Source organism: Rhodopseudomonas pseudopalustris, from assembly GCF_900110435.1.
In the GTDB taxonomy this organism is placed as follows: domain Bacteria; phylum Pseudomonadota; class Alphaproteobacteria; order Rhizobiales; family Xanthobacteraceae; genus Rhodopseudomonas; species Rhodopseudomonas pseudopalustris.
Genome location: NZ_FODT01000005.1, coordinates 197483 through 212046, shown reverse-complemented (window position 1 = coordinate 212046; position 14564 = coordinate 197483). Strand labels below are relative to the sequence as shown.

Annotated in this window: 15 protein-coding genes; 4 read left to right on the top strand and 11 right to left on the bottom strand. The window is 62.3% G+C overall.

Translation table 11 applies throughout. The features are described from left to right. Positions 1-64: 64 nt before the first annotated feature. The 4 genes from BMY71_RS12025 to BMY71_RS12010 all read right to left on the bottom strand — a co-directional run bounded on the left by BMY71_RS12025 (position 65) and on the right by BMY71_RS12010 (position 5601). Entirely contained in the window at positions 65-3196 is a 3132-nt protein-coding gene (locus BMY71_RS12025) for an efflux RND transporter permease subunit (protein WP_092683957.1), read from the bottom strand. Then, on the bottom strand, positions 3193-4581 hold the full coding sequence (locus BMY71_RS12020) for an efflux RND transporter periplasmic adaptor subunit (RefSeq protein WP_092684207.1): 1389 nt from the start codon (positions 4579-4581) through the stop codon (positions 3193-3195). Before BMY71_RS12020 ends, BMY71_RS12025 begins: the two co-directional genes overlap by 4 nt. Positions 4582-4666: 85 nt before the next feature. Continuing rightward, complete coding sequence (locus tag BMY71_RS12015) at positions 4667-5062, bottom strand: FixH family protein (protein WP_011503145.1); 396 nt, start codon at positions 5060-5062, stop codon at positions 4667-4669. 98 nt (positions 5063-5160) lie between these two features. Further along, the gene (locus BMY71_RS12010) at positions 5161-5601 is read right to left on the bottom strand and encodes a hypothetical protein (protein ID WP_244526041.1); all 441 of its coding nucleotides are present in this window, start codon (positions 5599-5601) and stop codon (positions 5161-5163) included. 1551 nt (positions 5602-7152) lie between these two features. Between BMY71_RS12010 and BMY71_RS12005 the strand changes: the two genes are divergently transcribed. From BMY71_RS12005 to BMY71_RS11995, 3 genes are all read left to right on the top strand, one after another. Continuing rightward, on the top strand, positions 7153-7521 hold the full coding sequence (locus BMY71_RS12005; protein ID WP_175557660.1) for an H-NS histone family protein: 369 nt from the start codon (positions 7153-7155) through the stop codon (positions 7519-7521). Between the two features lie 493 nt (positions 7522-8014). Continuing rightward, positions 8015-8215, top strand: a complete 201-nt coding sequence (locus BMY71_RS12000) for a hypothetical protein (RefSeq protein ID WP_139202635.1) — start codon at positions 8015-8017, stop codon at positions 8213-8215. A 406-nt stretch (positions 8216-8621) separates the two neighbouring features. After that, the gene (locus BMY71_RS11995) at positions 8622-9584 is read left to right on the top strand and encodes an adenylate/guanylate cyclase domain-containing protein (protein WP_139202634.1); all 963 of its coding nucleotides are present in this window, start codon (positions 8622-8624) and stop codon (positions 9582-9584) included. A 27-nt stretch (positions 9585-9611) separates the two neighbouring features. Here BMY71_RS11995 and BMY71_RS11990 read toward each other — a convergent pair whose 3' ends face one another. Continuing rightward, positions 9612-9878 carry a curlin repeat-containing protein gene (locus tag BMY71_RS11990; protein ID WP_092683952.1) on the bottom strand — a complete coding sequence of 89 codons (267 nt, stop codon included), beginning with the start codon at positions 9876-9878 and terminating at the stop codon, positions 9612-9614. 81 nt (positions 9879-9959) lie between these two features. Here BMY71_RS11990 and BMY71_RS11985 point away from each other — a divergent pair, with 81 nt between their 5' ends. After that, positions 9960-10238: a hypothetical protein gene (locus BMY71_RS11985; protein ID WP_139202633.1), complete on the top strand. Its 279-nt coding sequence runs from the start codon at positions 9960-9962 to the stop codon at positions 10236-10238. On the opposite strand, the gene BMY71_RS25440 is transcribed toward BMY71_RS11985, so the two are convergent. From BMY71_RS25440 to BMY71_RS11955, 6 genes are all read right to left on the bottom strand, one after another. Next, the gene (locus BMY71_RS25440) at positions 10239-10979 is read right to left on the bottom strand and encodes a lytic transglycosylase domain-containing protein (protein WP_011503139.1); all 741 of its coding nucleotides are present in this window, start codon (positions 10977-10979) and stop codon (positions 10239-10241) included. Positions 10980-10981: 2 nt separating this feature from the next. Then, a complete protein-coding gene (locus BMY71_RS11975) occupies positions 10982-11923 on the bottom strand; it encodes a CsgG/HfaB family protein (RefSeq protein ID WP_011503138.1) in 942 nt (313 codons plus the stop codon). Between the two features lie 24 nt (positions 11924-11947). Next, the gene (locus tag BMY71_RS11970) at positions 11948-12358 is read right to left on the bottom strand and encodes a curli production assembly/transport component CsgF (protein ID WP_092683950.1); all 411 of its coding nucleotides are present in this window, start codon (positions 12356-12358) and stop codon (positions 11948-11950) included. After that, positions 12355-12864 (bottom strand): curlin subunit CsgB, encoded by a 510-nt coding sequence (locus BMY71_RS11965; protein WP_244526040.1) that lies wholly within the window; start codon positions 12862-12864, stop codon positions 12355-12357. Before BMY71_RS11965 ends, BMY71_RS11970 begins: the two co-directional genes overlap by 4 nt. Continuing rightward, positions 12861-13181 carry a curli-like amyloid fiber formation chaperone CsgH gene (gene csgH / locus BMY71_RS11960; protein ID WP_011503135.1) on the bottom strand — a complete coding sequence of 107 codons (321 nt, stop codon included), beginning with the start codon at positions 13179-13181 and terminating at the stop codon, positions 12861-12863. The genes BMY71_RS11965 and csgH overlap by 4 nt, the downstream gene beginning before the upstream one ends. A 73-nt stretch (positions 13182-13254) precedes the next feature. Further along, positions 13255-14559, bottom strand: coding sequence for a curlin (locus BMY71_RS11955; protein WP_175557659.1), 1305 nt, complete (start codon positions 14557-14559; stop codon positions 13255-13257). Positions 14560-14564: the final 5 nt, after the last annotated feature.

Here is a 14564-nt window from a genome sequence, read left to right as displayed (position 1 = left end):
CGACACCGCGCCTGCCTCGGGCATGAATGGTCGCTGGACGCCCCCCAAAGTCGCACGGCGCTCCTCACGCCGCTGCGTTGCCTTGCTTCGGCAGCCGGAATCCCTTGATCAGGCCGTAAATCGCGGGGATGACGATCAGCGTCAGCAAGGTGGACGAGACCATGCCGCCGATCATCGGCACGGCGATGCGCTGCATGATCTCGGAGCCGGCGCCGGTGCTCCACAGGATCGGCAGCAGGCCGGCCATGATCGCGACCACCGTCATCATCTTCGGACGAACGCGGTCGACGGCGCCCTCCATGATCGCTGCGTGCAGATCGCTCAGCGACAGCGGCCGGCCTTCCGCGGTCCGCTTCGCTTTCATCGCGTCGAGTGCGTGATCGAGATAGATCAGCATCACAACGCCGGTCTCGGCCGCCACGCCGGCGAGTGCGATGAAGCCGACGGCGACCGCGACCGACAGGTTGAAGCCGAGCGCCCACATCATCCAAAGCCCGCCGACCAACGCGAACGGCAGCGACAGCATCACGATCAGCGTTTCCGTCAGCGACCTGAAATTCAGGTAGAGCAGCAGGAAGATGATCATCAGCGTCACCGGCACGACGACCTTGAGCCGCGCCGCGGCGCGCTCGAGGTACTCGTATTGGCCGCTCCAGACGACGTATGACCCTTGCGGAAACGCGATGTTGGCCTGAACCGCCTGCTTTGCGTCGGCGACGTAGCCGCCGAGGTCGCGGTCGCGGATGTCGACATAGATGTAGGTCGCAAGCTGGCCGTTCTCGGTGCGGATCGAGGTCGGTCCGCGTGTCGGCGTCACCGTCGCGACCTCGCCGAGCGGCACCGCCCCGCCGCCCGGCAGCGGCACCAGAACGTCGCTGGCGATCGCCTTCGGATTGTCGCGTAGCTCGCGCGGATAGCGCATGTTGACGCTGAAGCGCTGGCGGCCCTCGACTGTCGTGGTGACCGTCTGACCGCCGAGTGCGATGGCGATGGCGTCCTGCATGTCCTGGATCAACAGACCGTAGCGCGCCAGCGCTGCGCGGTCCGGGGTGATCTCCAAGTAATAGCCGCCGATCGCGCGTTCGGCATAGGCCGATGACGTCCCCGGCACGGCTTTCAGCACCCGTTCGATCTGCTTGGCGAGCTTGTCGATCTCGACCAGATCGGTGCCCATCACCTTGACCCCGACCGGCGTCCGGATGCCGGTCGAGAGCATGTCGATGCGGGCCTTGATGGGCATGGTCCAGGCGTTGGACACGCCGGGGAATTGCAGCGCCTTGTCGAGTTCGGCGATCAGACCATCGGTGGTGAGGCCGCTGCGCCATTGCTCCTTCGGCTTCAGATTGATCACCGTCTCGAACATCTCGATCGGCGCCGGGTCGGTCGCAGTCGCAGCCCGGCCGGCCTTGCCGTAGACCGATGCGACCTCCGGGAAGCCGCGGATGATGCGGTTCTGCATCTGAAGCAGCTCGCCCGCCTTGGTGATCGAGATGCCGGGCAGGGTGGTCGGCATGTACAGCAGCGTGCCCTCGTCGAGCGCCGGCATGAATTCGGTGCCGAGCTGCCGCGCCGGCCAGATCGATACGCCGAGCACAACGAGCGCGAGGAGGATCACCGCGACCTTGGCGCGGAGCACGCCGCTGATCACCGGACGATAGACGAAGATCAGCGCGCGATTGATGATGTTCTTGTGCTCAGGGACGATCCGCCCGCGGACGAAGATCACCATCAGCGCCGGCACCAGCGTGACCGACAGCAGCGCGGCGGCGGCCATCGCGAAGGTCTTGGTGAAGGCGAGCGGGCTGAACAGCCGGCCCTCCTGCGATTCCAGCGTGAAGATCGGCATGAACGACACGGTGATGATCAGCAGGCTGAAGAACAGCGCGGGTCCGACTTCGGACGCGGCCTCGATCAGCACGCTCACGCGCGAGCGGCCCGGCTCGGCGCGCTCGAGATGCTTGTGGGCGTTCTCGATCATCACGATCGCAGCATCGACCATGGCGCCGATCGCAATCGCGATGCCGCCGAGGCTCATGATGTTGGAGCCGAGGCCGATCAGCTTCATCGCTCCGAACGCCATCAACACGCCGACCGGCAGCATCAGGATGGCGACGAGCGCGCTGCGCACGTGCAACAGGAACACGATGCACACCGCCGCCACCACGAGGCTCTCCTCGAACAGCGTGGTCTTCAAGGTCTCGACCGCGGCGTAGATCAGGTTGGAGCGATCGTAGACCGGAACGATCTCCACCGATTTCGGCAGGCTGCTCGCGATCTCCTTGAAGCGCTTCTTGACGTTCTCGATGACGTCGAGCGCATTGACGCCGAAGCGCTGCAGCACGATGCCGCTCGCAACCTCGCCTTCGCCGTTCAGCTCGGCGATGCCGCGCCGCTCATCGGGGCCGAGTTCGACTCGTGCAACGTCGCGCAGCAGCACCGGCGTGCCGTTGCTGGTCTTCAGCACGATATTGCCGAGATCGTTGATGTCCTTCAGATAGCCCTTGCCGCGAATGACATACTCGAATTCGGACAGTTCGACAGTGCGGCCGCCGACGTCGGCGTTGCTGGAGCGGATCGTCTCGCGCATCCGCTGCATGGTGATGCCGCGATCGCGCATCCGCTGCGGGTCGAGCACGACGTTGTACTGCTTGACGAAGCCGCCGATGCTCGCAACTTCGGCGACGCCCTCGGCCTTGGCGAGCGCGAAGCGAAGGGTCCAGTCCTGAAGGCTGCGGGTATCGGCGAGATTCAGCTCCTTGGAAACGACGGCGTACTGATACACCCAGCCGACGCCGGTGGCGTCCGGACCGATCGTCGGAGCGACGCCGGCCGGCAATCGCGCCGCGGCGCCGTTGAGGAACTCGAGCACGCGCGAACGCGCCCAATAGATGTCGGTACCGTCCTCGAAGATCACGTAAACGAACGACGCGCCGAAGAACGAGAAGCCGCGCACCACTTTCGACTTCGGCACCGTCAGCATCGCCGTGGTCAAGGGATAGGTGACCTGATCCTCGATCACCTGCGGCGCCTGGCCGGGATACTCGGTGTAGATCACGACCTGGGTGTCGGAGAGGTCGGGGATCGCGTCGAGCGGGAGATGGAGCAGGGCGTAGAGGCCCGCCGCTGCGGCGAATCCGGCGCCGAACAGCACCAGCAGCAGATTGTGCGCGGACCACGCGATGACGCGGGCGATCATGGCCGCGCTCCTGCATCGGAGCGGCCGTCCGTTGCAGCGGATTTAGCCGCCTCTGCGAATCCACTCAGCGCGGCCCTGAGATTGCTCTCGGCGTCGATCAGGAAGTTAGCGGAGGTTACGACGGCCTCGCCATCCTGCAAACCTTCCGTGATCTCGGTCATGCCATCGCCGCGGCGGCCGAGCTTGACGGCCCTCGGTTCGAAGCGTCCGTCCCCCTTGTCGACGAGCACGACCTGACGGGTGCCGGTGTCCAGAATTGTGGAGTTCGGAACGGTGAGCACCGGGCCCGGATCGGCGATGTCGATCTCGGCATCGACATACATGTCGGGAAGCAGGGCGAGATCCGGATTATCGAGTTCGATCCGGACGCGCACCGCCCGGGTCTCCCGGCTGACCTGCGGGTAGATCACCTTGACCGCTCCGGCGAAGATGCGGTTGGCGAAAGCGCGCGCGCGGATCCTCACCGCTTGTCCGACCGCGATGCTGCCGAGGTCGCGCTCGGCGACGTCGACCACCGCCCACACCGCCGACACATCAGCGATCCGAAACAACACGTCGCCGACATTGGCGCGCATCCCTTCGATCGCGCTGCGTTCGAGCACGACGCCGTCGCGGGGCGCCGTCCATTGCACGGTGACCGGCGCGATCCTGGTTTGCTCCAGCGCGGCGATCGCCGCTTCGGGCACGTTCAGATTGATCAGGCGTTGCCGCGAGCCGCGGCCGAAGGTTTCATTGCCGGCGGTCGTTTTGGACGCGATGGTGGACAGATAATCGGCCGCTGCCGCGGCAATTGCGGCGCTGTAGATCTCCATCAGCGGCTGGCCGGCCTTGACGCGCGTCCCTGTGGTCACGTCTTCGACTTTGCGCACGAAGCTCTCGCTGCGCATCGCGATCACCGAGACGCGGCGCTCGTCGAGCTGGATGACACCCGGCGCTTTCACCGAGACCAGCACCGGCCGGCGCTGGACCAACTCTGATTTGACGCCGGCGCGCTGGATCTTGCCGGGCGAGAGCTTGATCGTACCGTCGTCGGTGTCGTCGCCCTCATAGACGGGGATGTGGTTCATCCCCATCGGGTCCTTCTTCGGGACCGGGGAGGTGTCCGGCAGGCCCATCGGATTGCGGTAATAGAGAATCTTCCGCGTCGGATCGGCCGCAGCGGCTTTCGGCTTGGGCGACTGAGACGACGTGTCGTCCTCGTCGTAAACCGGCACATAGTCGCGGCCGCTGGCATCCTTCTTTGGCGTCGCTGACCATTGCGGCGCGCCGGTCGGATCGCGGTAGTACAACGGCGGTCGATCGACAGCTTGCGCGGTCGACACCACCGACGAAGAGAGCCCCAGCCCGACGAGGGCGAGCAATGTGAATGGACGCAGCAAAACCATGGCATGCACCGTCAAGCGCCCCGAGGGCGCGCTGAATTGAAATCCGGAAGGAAAGGGCGCCCCGCGGCGGGCGGCGCCCTCCGGCCTACTTGACCGCCTTGACGATGACCTTGCCGGTCACCGTCTCCGCCTCGCCCTGGATCTTGGCGGAGAGCGTGATCAGATAGCGCCCGGCCATCGGCAGATCGGTCTTGAAGGCGTAGACGCCGGGCTCCGGCGCAGGCAGCGGCGTCACCGCGGATTCCATATCCGCCATGTTGTCCGGCGCCATATCGACGCGAGTCCGGAAGATGACGGCGTCGGCCACCGGTTTGCCGGTGGCCTTGTTGGTCAGGCGCACGGCGACCGTCACGTCGTCGCCTTTCTTCATTTCCGGCTTGACCGCCTCGAACGCGTAGTCGGTCGCAGCCGCCTCTGCGGCGGACATGGACAGGCAGATCGCCACGGCAACAGCCGCAGCGCTGGCAAAATTCGCAATCATGATGGTCTCCAAACGTGTCTGATCTCGAGCCGCGGCCGCGTGGCGTGCGACATCCAAATGCGGGCCAACCAATGGTCCGCGTTCAGGGTTGGGAGAGATCAGGCGCGGGGAGGCCGGAACAGGCGACTGCCGGCGTGGGAAGGGACGAAGCGATCCGTCACCGCAGGCAAAGGGCCTTCCTTGAAGGACATCAGCTTGAACGGGACGACGACGGTCGGTCCGAGCGCAGCTGCGCTCCCCACACAGCAGAAACCAAGCGGGCACTTGTAGTCATGCTTCGGAGCAGGCGCGGGACTGGCGTTGGGTGCGAGCTCGGCCTGATGGCAGGGTTCTGCCACCGCCGACATGCCCGAACCATGGCCCGTTACGTCGTGATAGCTCGTTATGTCGTGGGCGGCCATTCCCGACATGGCCCCGCCCGTCGCCGCCATGGCCGATGACCCGACCGGAAGCGCCGCGAGCGAGATCGCGATCATCAGCGCGAGTATGGTCCGAAACAGCCGCATGCGTTGAAGCGCGTCTCCGTCCAGCCCGTCCACAGGCTAAATCTATCGGGTGTAAGCTATCATAGGCTGCAACCGGCTGCGACACTTGATTAGCCTCAAGCCCGGCACACGCGATCTTTGCCCGATTGCGCCATGTAGGCGTTCGTCGTTGTCGTATCGGCGCCGGTTTTCCAATTTTGTCCGGGCGTCTTCAAGCTTCAGAAAACAGCGGATGTTGAGATCCTTCGCGCGAAGGTTCGTTTGAAGCTCTCGACGAAGCCGTTCTGCATCGGGTGCGGTGAAGTGCCAGTCGATGCCACCATGATTGTAGCGAGCCGCGCGCGGACCTGAAGGTCTGCGCTGCTTGCCTCCAGCGGACCGAGGTCCGGTCGCAGGAGGCAAGTCATGATCATCTCGCTCGCAGTTTCCTGGCTCCATGCGCTCGCCGCGGCCCGTCAACAAGGAGTTGGCGTCCTGTTCGTGCCGAGCGGCGGCGCGCCTCGGCGTTGCGCGAATAGCTGCTTTCTCGCCAGAGTCGACCAGCCCGTAACAGGGTCAGCGAGATCACGGTGAAGGTCCGCTGAGTCCTCTGATGCGCAAGATGGGAGCGAAGACGCGACCTGATTGTCAGGCTTCAGGCTTCTCGCTGCAGCGGTCCAGATCCGATGGCCTGGCCGGGCGACAATCCAGGATTCGCATAAGGTATATTATGGAATTATCTAGCGTCTTGAGATTGTTGACGTTTTCGAATCTTGGACACCTCCAGCAGGATCTAAGACCTCGTTGGGAGCCGCAGTCCGCTGCATCGGTGCTCTCATATCGATCTCCTCATGGACACCGTTGCAAGGCGTCGATCGGCGGGCGGCGCCTTCGCGCAAGTTGGCCGACGTTAAGATGAAGCTCAATGCCGGCACGGTGGCGGTGGATCGCGTCCCTCCGGAGCTCCTGGCTGGCTGTAAGTTGGACATCGAGCCCTTCGTCGGCATCCTGTAAGCCAGCCCACAATGAATTCGATATGGGCGGCAAGGGCTCGACCTGGGAAATGGCGGGGCATTCGTCACGGCCCCATGCTTGCGCCTCGGGACCAGCGCCGCCCGATTTGGGAAGCAGCGGACACGATCGTTCACCGCTGATTCCGCTCGGCATGAGCCGGTCACCCGCGCCGACGTCGGTGCAACCTTCGCCAAGGCGTTCAAAAGCCAAAACTTTCAAGAACGACGGCTTTCAAACTTAGAAACATAGACGGACGCTACCAAGTCTTGCTACTGTACAAATTCCGTACTTTTAGCGCAATTAATGCCCATGAATTGCGAATCTTGCTTATTGATTTTCATGCGCATCTGCCCATTTACAACCCGAGAATTCTGGGGAATTCAGATTGAAAAAGGTGCGTCAATCTTGAATTGGACAAATAGACCGTAAAAGCTCGTGAAAAATCCAGGAAAAAAGAGTGAATCGAAAAGGTCGATCGCGATTCAGTTGGAAGGTCACAGGATCGATAGCGATTCCGAAAAATCTGGTAGCAACCGCGGCGCCGGGCAGCGTTCAAATGTCATGAACAGAAATCGGTCAGCGGATTTAATCCCGAGCCGATTGGAGGGAGCCGTGAAGGATATCGACCCAGACGCAATGACGGTTGATGAGCTCTGGGAGATTCACGAACGGATCAGCCAGGTGCTGTGCAACAAAATCCAATCCGAGCAGCGGAAACTGGATGGTCACCTGTCTCGGCTGCGGCTCGGAGTGACCAGCGGCGCAAATCAACAGTCCGATGACGAATCAGGTCCGAAGCCGGCACGACGGCCCTACCCCAAGGTTTATCCGAAATATCGGAGCTTGAAGGATCCTTCCTTGACCTGGGCGGGCCGCGGCAAGCAGCCGCTTTGGCTGATTGACGAACTAAAGTCCGGAAAATCGATTGATGATTTCTTGATCCGCGCCAAGCCTTCGAATGTGCGCAAGAAGCGTCGTTAGAGAAGGATGATTTATCTTCGAATTGTCATCCGGTTCGAGCTTGATGTTGGAGTTTGATCTTTCCCGAAAACAGGCATTCCACTTTTCGGGACCGGGCTCTGATATCAAGTCGAACGCAGTGGTCAACGGTCCTGGTGCATCGGTGAATTCAACCCCCGAAGTCGCTAGCCGACACGTCGGCTCCGGGCACATCCTCCGAAACCGCAATCACTGATCTTCCCACGCAATCGGCTCCGCCGATCTCGTCACGAGCCGTCGGCATCGCATGGCGCCGCGACGGTTACCGATTGGTTCTGTTGGTGTCTTGCATTTTCACCTTCGTCTCAGTGGTTGGTTACCCGCCTTTGTAGGTCCCCCCCGTGACTTAAGGTTTCGATGAGCACTGCCCGCCATCCTGCGCGCAACAAAAGGAGGCGTCATGTACTCACCGACACAAGACCAGGCCGCGCGCGCCAACCATACGTTCTGCGCGATTGTCGAAAATCGAATGTCGATGGACAAACGTACTAATCTGATCGGCGACGCGATTGTAATCGCAGCCGGATGGATTGCCTTTTTCATTCTCAGCGGATCTCCTGAGGCTCAGGTGATGGCGCTGTTGTTCTTCGGGCTCGGGCTGGTGGTGCGTCGAAGCGCTGGCCGGGCGTCACAGAGCACCAGCGCGCAAGTCGAGACCGCACTCGCCTCGTCCTGAGGCTTGGTATCGGACACGCAATCGAACGGCGCCCGTTGATCGGGCGACCGGGCTGCGTCAGCTGATTATCGTCTGATACGCATTTCAGACGCATGACCCGCGACTGGCTGGGCCGGTCCGTGCTGACAGACCGCGGCCGCCGGTGGCTGCTGCGTTTCGTATTTGGCGTATTGTAGGCTCCTACCGAGCGGCGCCCCCGCGCACTGGCCGGGACAAGTGTAATCGTTGAGAGGACGCGTCCGAATGGCCTCTTAAATCCGCGGTTTTCACTGCGCGGCTATTTACAGTCGTATATTTTTCGATCCACTCTGCGGGAGGCCATCATCCAGCCGAGTGAAGATCTGTCATGCAGGATAAATTCAATCTGCCCGGGCAATCGAAACTGACGTCGGCGCTGGCATCGGTGTTGGTCCTGATCCAATTAGCCGCGTTCGTCCTGATCCTGCTGATCGTCGCGCCGCTCCCCCTCTCCTACGTCGAGAATGCGCGAGGTTACCCGGCAACCCGGATTGTTCTGGAGCAGAGCGACAAGATTCTGAAGACCGTTTCTCCATTCGTCCGGCAAACCATACCGACGCGGATCGGCGGTAAGGATCAGACCGTCTGGATCCTCGTTGCCGGCCTGCTCGCATCGATCGTCGTCGTCGGAGCCATCCGCGGCCGCGTGCAACGCGCGTCGATGGCCCGCCAGGTTCGCCGGCAGGTCGCTGCCTGGAAGCGCGATCTGCACATCGCTGACAACTCGAAAGCGGCGCTCGAACTGGATCGGCAGATCAAGCGGATTGGCGAGGCGCCGCCGTCGAGCCGGTCCGAACTATTGAAAATTTTCGCCGATACCAAAAAGAAGCTTGATGCATGGGGCCGCGAGATGGCCTTTCTCGCGATCGACGTGGTCGGCTCGACCTCCATGAAGGAAACGGAAGACAAAGCCGCCGTCCAGTATGATTTCATTGAATACAGGAAGCTGGTCGAGGAAGTGTTCAAGTCGAACGGCGTGCTGAAGTCGACGTGGACTCCGGATGGCGTGATGGCCTGTTTCTCGAGCGTTGACGAGGCCGTCGCCGCAGGCAAGGACGTTATCCGCGGCCTGGCGCATTTCAACGCCAACGTCCGGCTGATGAAGCGCGAGTTCGCCGTGCGCTGCGGCGTCAATGCCGGCTACGTGCATTTCGATCCGGACACGCCGCTCGAGCAGATGTCCGACCGGATCATCGATATCGCCGGTCACATGCAGAAATACGCGGAGCCAAACACGGTCGCGGTGGCGCGCATGATCGTCGAGCCGTTACGCGATACCGCCGGTTTTCAACCCACGGAGAAGGTCGTGGATGGCTACGAAGTCCTGCATTGGACGCCGACTGCAGGCTGATCCGATTCCGCGCGCGGCTGACGCGGATCAGCGCTGGCTGATGATGGCGAGGTGTCCGGCGCCGCTCTGATTGACGACGGCAAGGTTTGCGCTTCCGAGTTGTGACAGCACCACCATGTTGTTCTGTCCGGATTGCGCAACGCTGAAACCGTTCGGTCCGGTCATCGACTGCTGCACAACGGTCTCGGCAGTCAATTGCTGATCCGTGCGAATCAGTAAATAGCCGCCAAAATCCTCGGCGCGGCATGACGACGCCACGACGATGGATAGCATCAATACGAGAATGAGCGCCATGTGGGAACCTGTGCTTCCCACATGCTATGGACGGCGAATTAAGATATGCTTTCGCACGCGACGACGGACGGATTCACGCTTATGCGCAAGATTGCCTGGACCGCATTCATCCTGACGGCTGTTTCGCTGAACACGCCCGCGTGGGCGCAGCTCACGCCCTCGCCCCGGGCTGTGAACGACTGCACCCAGCTCACGGACCCGACGCTGCTTCGCCAATGCCTCGAGGCGCAGGCAGGCGTGCTGTCGCAGCCCGAGGCGCAGTATCCGAGCGAGACCCCTGCTCCGCCGCAGCCCGATCCCTATCGCAGGCTCGACAGCAGCTCGCCGACGACCTTTCCGAAACGCAGCCAGCCGCCATAGTCAGTAGACGGTCTGAAGGATGCAAGCGCGCGCTGCGGTGCTCACGGCGGCGCAGAGTTCGGCCTCCGTAGTCTTCTTCTTTGGTGACGGTTTTGGTCCCGCTTCGGCCTTCAGCGCGTGGAGCTGCGGGATCGCCGCTGATGGCGGCGCGGCCCGCAGCGCGGCAGCATCCGGCTTGTTCGCAGCCCAATCCTCGGCGCTGAAGCCGGTAATGCGCATCACGTAGGCCCGCGTCTCGGCGGGCAATTCCGACGTGCCGCTCAGCCACGCGCTGACCCGCCCCGATCCTGCATTGTAAGCCGCGGCTGCGAGGCCAAGATTGCCGAACTGACGGCGCAGATCGCTGAGATAGCGCGCGGCGGCGGGGATTGCCTTTTGCGGATCGAACGGGTCGTCGAGGCCGCGCGCTGCAGCGGTGCGCGGCATGAACTGGGCAATACCCATCGCGCCGGCGCGGCTCACCGCCAGATTGAACATCGTGCTTTCCTGATGGAGCAGCCTGCGCAGGAAGACCGGCGGCAGGCCGTTTTCGCCCGCGGCCTGTTCGATGGTGGCCGCCCACGGCGCCGACACGCTGACCGCGTCGAAGGCCGAAGGCGCGGCCGGCCGCGTCGAGACGACCAGCAAGGCGGCTGCGTCGGACAGCCTTTCCTGAGCCTGCCCGGCGCCGTTCGCGACGATCAGTGCTGCGGCGGCGGTCGCCACGGCAAGGATCATCCTGGGCGCGAAAAACTTGGCCATCGTCAGCTGTGCGGCGGATCCCACTCGGACGGCTGGTCGGCGCGCCAGCGCTCGATACGCTCTTCCGGCGCGAGACCCGGCTTCATGAAAGCCGGCTGCGGCTTGTCGCGTTCGAGGTAGTTGCGGATCAGATCGGCCTGTGCGGTCGGATTGGCGAAGCGCCACAGCTTGCGCTGCGCGCCTTCCATGATCGTGGAATAGACCGCAAGATCGATGGCCTGCCGCACCGCGAGCTGGGTCGGTTCGTTCCTGGTGATGCCGGCCTCGATCTGAAGCAGCTTGTCGATCGCGACGAATTTGTAGGTGCTGCCCTGCAGCGCCACCGAATACACCGTCTTGGTGGTCGTCACGCTGACCAGAACCTCACCGGACTGCACCGAGATCACCCGCATGCCGACCGTGACGATGTCGCGGCGGAACTTGGTGTCGGCGCCGATGCCGAGATAGTTCGCTCCGATGCCACCGGTGAGATAGTTGGCGTCGAAGGTGAGAATACCGCCTTCGATGATCAGGCCCGCGAACCGGATCGGCGGCAGCGGCTTGGCGGCCTCCTTGTCGAATTCGGTGCGCGTGGCGCGGATCAGCTGCCGCTCCTGCAGCAGGTCGTTCAGACCATTGCGCTCGACCACCCGGAACCAGCTGCCGTTGCCCGCGCGCTTCAGCGCGTCGATCGCGAGGCCGGCGCCGCCCTGGGTGACGGCACGCGAGAACACCGCGACATTGTCGTTCGGTTCGTTCTTGCCGGTCAAATCCGGGAATTGATAAATGGCGATGTCGATCTTTTGCCGCGGCGGCGGCAGCATTTCGAGATTGACCGCGGTCGGCGACGGCGGCGTCACCACCGGCGCTTCCTCGAGCGCTTCGCGAAAGCCCGGCCGTGTGCAGCCGGCCAGCAACGCAAGCGCCGCCGCGAGCCCAATGAATGATCGGAAGTTCAAACCCACCCTCGAATTCCCCAATTCGTCCGATCAGTTCACGGTCGGCAAGCTGATCTGCGTGATTGTCGTGCCGTCGTTGATGGTAATGTTGGTCTGCCCATTGGCCTTCGTGAAGCTGATCGTCGTCCCTTCGAAGCTGAATGTGCCGCTCTGCTGCGCGTTGACCCCGAAGATCGCCTGCGTGATCTGGTTGGCGAGGGATGCGTAGAGCTGGCTCTGCAGTTGCTGAGCGAAGATCTGCGACTGGGTGAGTTGAGTCGACGTCGTCGTCGAAGCGCGGTTGAAGTGATTGCCGGCCGTCGCCTGCTGCATGATCCACGAACCGTTCAGCGGGCTGCCTCCGAACGCCGGATTGACCGGTGTGTAAACCAGACTTCCGGCGATCGCGGTTCCTGCGCTCGCCAAAGTTGCCAGGACGGCGAAGATGCCGGCACGCTTCATCGACCAACTCCAATCTGGGTGATCGAGACGGACTTGCCGTTGCCGATCTGATTCACGCCGATGCCGAGATTGCTGCCTATCTGCGTATTGGTAATATTGTTGTTGTTCCCGGACACCGTGATGTCCGCTGAATTACCACTGCCGATCTGAGTCTCTCGTACTCTGTTCTGATTTCCCGTCAGAAGGATACTCGACTCATTGTTGACCCCGGTCTGGGTCTGCAGCGTAGTATTCCGCGAGCCCTGCACGTCGACCACTGCGGAGTTGTTACTTCCAACCTGCGTCACGGTCGCGGAGTTTTGTCCCGCTGAATTTCCGGAGTACACGGTCTCGCTCGGGATGACCTGTCCCGAAGGTGCGACGAGGTAGCCGGAGAGATCGGTGAATGGGTCCCTGCTCTGTGCCGGGCAGGCTTCGACGCCGCCGAGCAGCGCCATCATCGCGATCGAAAATGCCTTGAACCGAATCATCCGAAACCGCGTCTCGTAATAAAATGACGTAATCATTTCAAACTCCTGGGAGCGAGGTCGCATTTAAAAACGGCGCCCTCGAATGACACGTCCAGTTCTGCCGTGTATCGAGTGCCATTTTGGTAGTCAAGAACGACCGAACCGACCGACACCGATTGATCGGCCTGTGTGTTAAATCCGCCAGCCTGTTTAATTGTGGACGTACCCGAGGCGCCGGATTTTTTGACCATCAGCGTGTAGCTGCCTGCGCCGCCGCGAACGGCGGTGATGAGACCGCGCAAGGTGACGTGGTCGCCGTTGACGTTGGCGTCGACTTCGCAGTGCAGCGCGGGCGGAGCCTGATCAGCAACCATCGACAGCCTCCTATGATATCGGGAGGCCGCATCTCGGTACCTTTGTGCAAGACCGAGGTGCGGCGACCCGTCGTTAATGCTGAACGATCTTGATGCTGTTGTTCGATCCCGTCTGGCTGGTATTGGCGAGATTACCGTTGCCGATCTGGGTCAGCGTCAGAACGTTGCCGCTACCAATCTGCGTATACAAACCGATATTGCCATTGCCGTTCTGTATGACGGTGGCGAGGTTGCCGAGGCCGCCGGCCTGCGCGCCGACAATGGTGTTGTTGTTGCCGATCTGGGTGAGATCGGCATGGTCGGAGCCGCCCGACTGCGTGCTCCGGATGGTATTGCCGATCAGATAGGAGGTCTGCGAGTAGCTTAGCACTTCGCCGTTTCCGCTCTGAAACGAGGTCACGCCGTTGCCGAAGCCGGTCTGGCTGCCCGACAGATCGTTGCGCGTTCCGGTCTGGCTGGTCCAGACGTCGTTGCTGTTGCCGGTCTGGGAGCCGTTGGCGCGGTTGCCGTAGCCGGTCTGGTAGGCGAGATAGGAGTTGCGGTCGCCGAATTGCCGGATCGGCGTGTCGGGGCCGGCATTGCCCTGCAGGCCGATATTGTTGCTGTCGCCGCTTTGGACCGCATTAAAGCGGTTGTCGAAGCCGGACTGGCTGACGCCCGCGCCGAGATAGGAACCGTTCTGACCGATGTTGACGATGTTGCCGCTGCCGCCGCCCTGCGCCACGGCGGCGTAGGTCCAGCCCGCAATGGTCGTCTGATTGACGTCGACCGTGCTGTTGCTGCCGTAGGACGAGGCGTAGCCGTTCTGAGGTGGGAAATTCGTGTCTGCGAGTGAGGTGCCCTGACGGACATAAACGAATCCGTTGGCGCCGCTCTGTTTGACGGTGGTGCGGTTCGAGGCGCCGCCCTGGGCGATGTCGAACACGTTGTTGGCGCCGTTCTGGCTGAGATCGACCGCGCTGGCCTGCGCGGTTTGGTCCTGGCGAATACCGTCGAAGATCGGGCCATTGGTCCAGCCGATGTTCTTCACGCCGTTGCCTGTGCCGGTTTGCTGCAGATCGACGCTGCTGCCTGAGCCGGCCTGCGAGATGTTGGCGGAGTTTCCGCTGCCGGACTGAAAGCCGGCTTTGTTGACGCCCAGCAGATTGTTGTCGCCGGACTGGGTCACCGTCAGCGAATTGCCGCCGTTGCCGCCGCCGTTGAGTTGCGCAAACCGATCGGCGAAGGTGCCGATCTGATTGCCCGAGTGCGACTGGTCGACAGACGCCGTCTGGCCGTCGCCGGTCTGGTCGAGATAAATCGTATTGGAGTTGGCGAAAGCCGCCGCGGCGCTCAGCGCCAGCGCGCTGGCCGAAATCAGGAATAACGAACGCTTCACAGCAA

Coding starts and splice junctions, on each gene's coding strand:
- BMY71_RS12025 (WP_092683957.1), bottom strand. CDS start 3,196: ATGATCGCCCGCGTCATCGCGTGGTCCGCGCACAATCTGCTGCTGGTG.
- BMY71_RS12020 (WP_092684207.1), bottom strand. CDS start 4,581: ATGGTTTTGCTGCGTCCATTCACATTGCTCGCCCTCGTCGGGCTGGGG.
- BMY71_RS12015 (WP_011503145.1), bottom strand. CDS start 5,062: ATGATTGCGAATTTTGCCAGCGCTGCGGCTGTTGCCGTGGCGATCTGC.
- BMY71_RS12000 (WP_139202635.1), top strand. CDS start 8,015: ATGGACAAACGTACTAATCTGATCGGCGACGCGATTGTAATCGCAGCC.
- BMY71_RS11990 (WP_092683952.1), bottom strand. CDS start 9,878: ATGGCGCTCATTCTCGTATTGATGCTATCCATCGTCGTGGCGTCGTCA.
- BMY71_RS11985 (WP_139202633.1), top strand. CDS start 9,960: ATGCGCAAGATTGCCTGGACCGCATTCATCCTGACGGCTGTTTCGCTG.
- BMY71_RS25440 (WP_011503139.1), bottom strand. CDS start 10,979: ATGGCCAAGTTTTTCGCGCCCAGGATGATCCTTGCCGTGGCGACCGCC.
- BMY71_RS11970 (WP_092683950.1), bottom strand. CDS start 12,358: ATGAAGCGTGCCGGCATCTTCGCCGTCCTGGCAACTTTGGCGAGCGCA.
- BMY71_RS11965 (WP_244526040.1), bottom strand. CDS start 12,864: ATGATTACGTCATTTTATTACGAGACGCGGTTTCGGATGATTCGGTTC.
- csgH (WP_011503135.1), bottom strand. CDS start 13,181: ATGGTTGCTGATCAGGCTCCGCCCGCGCTGCACTGCGAAGTCGACGCC.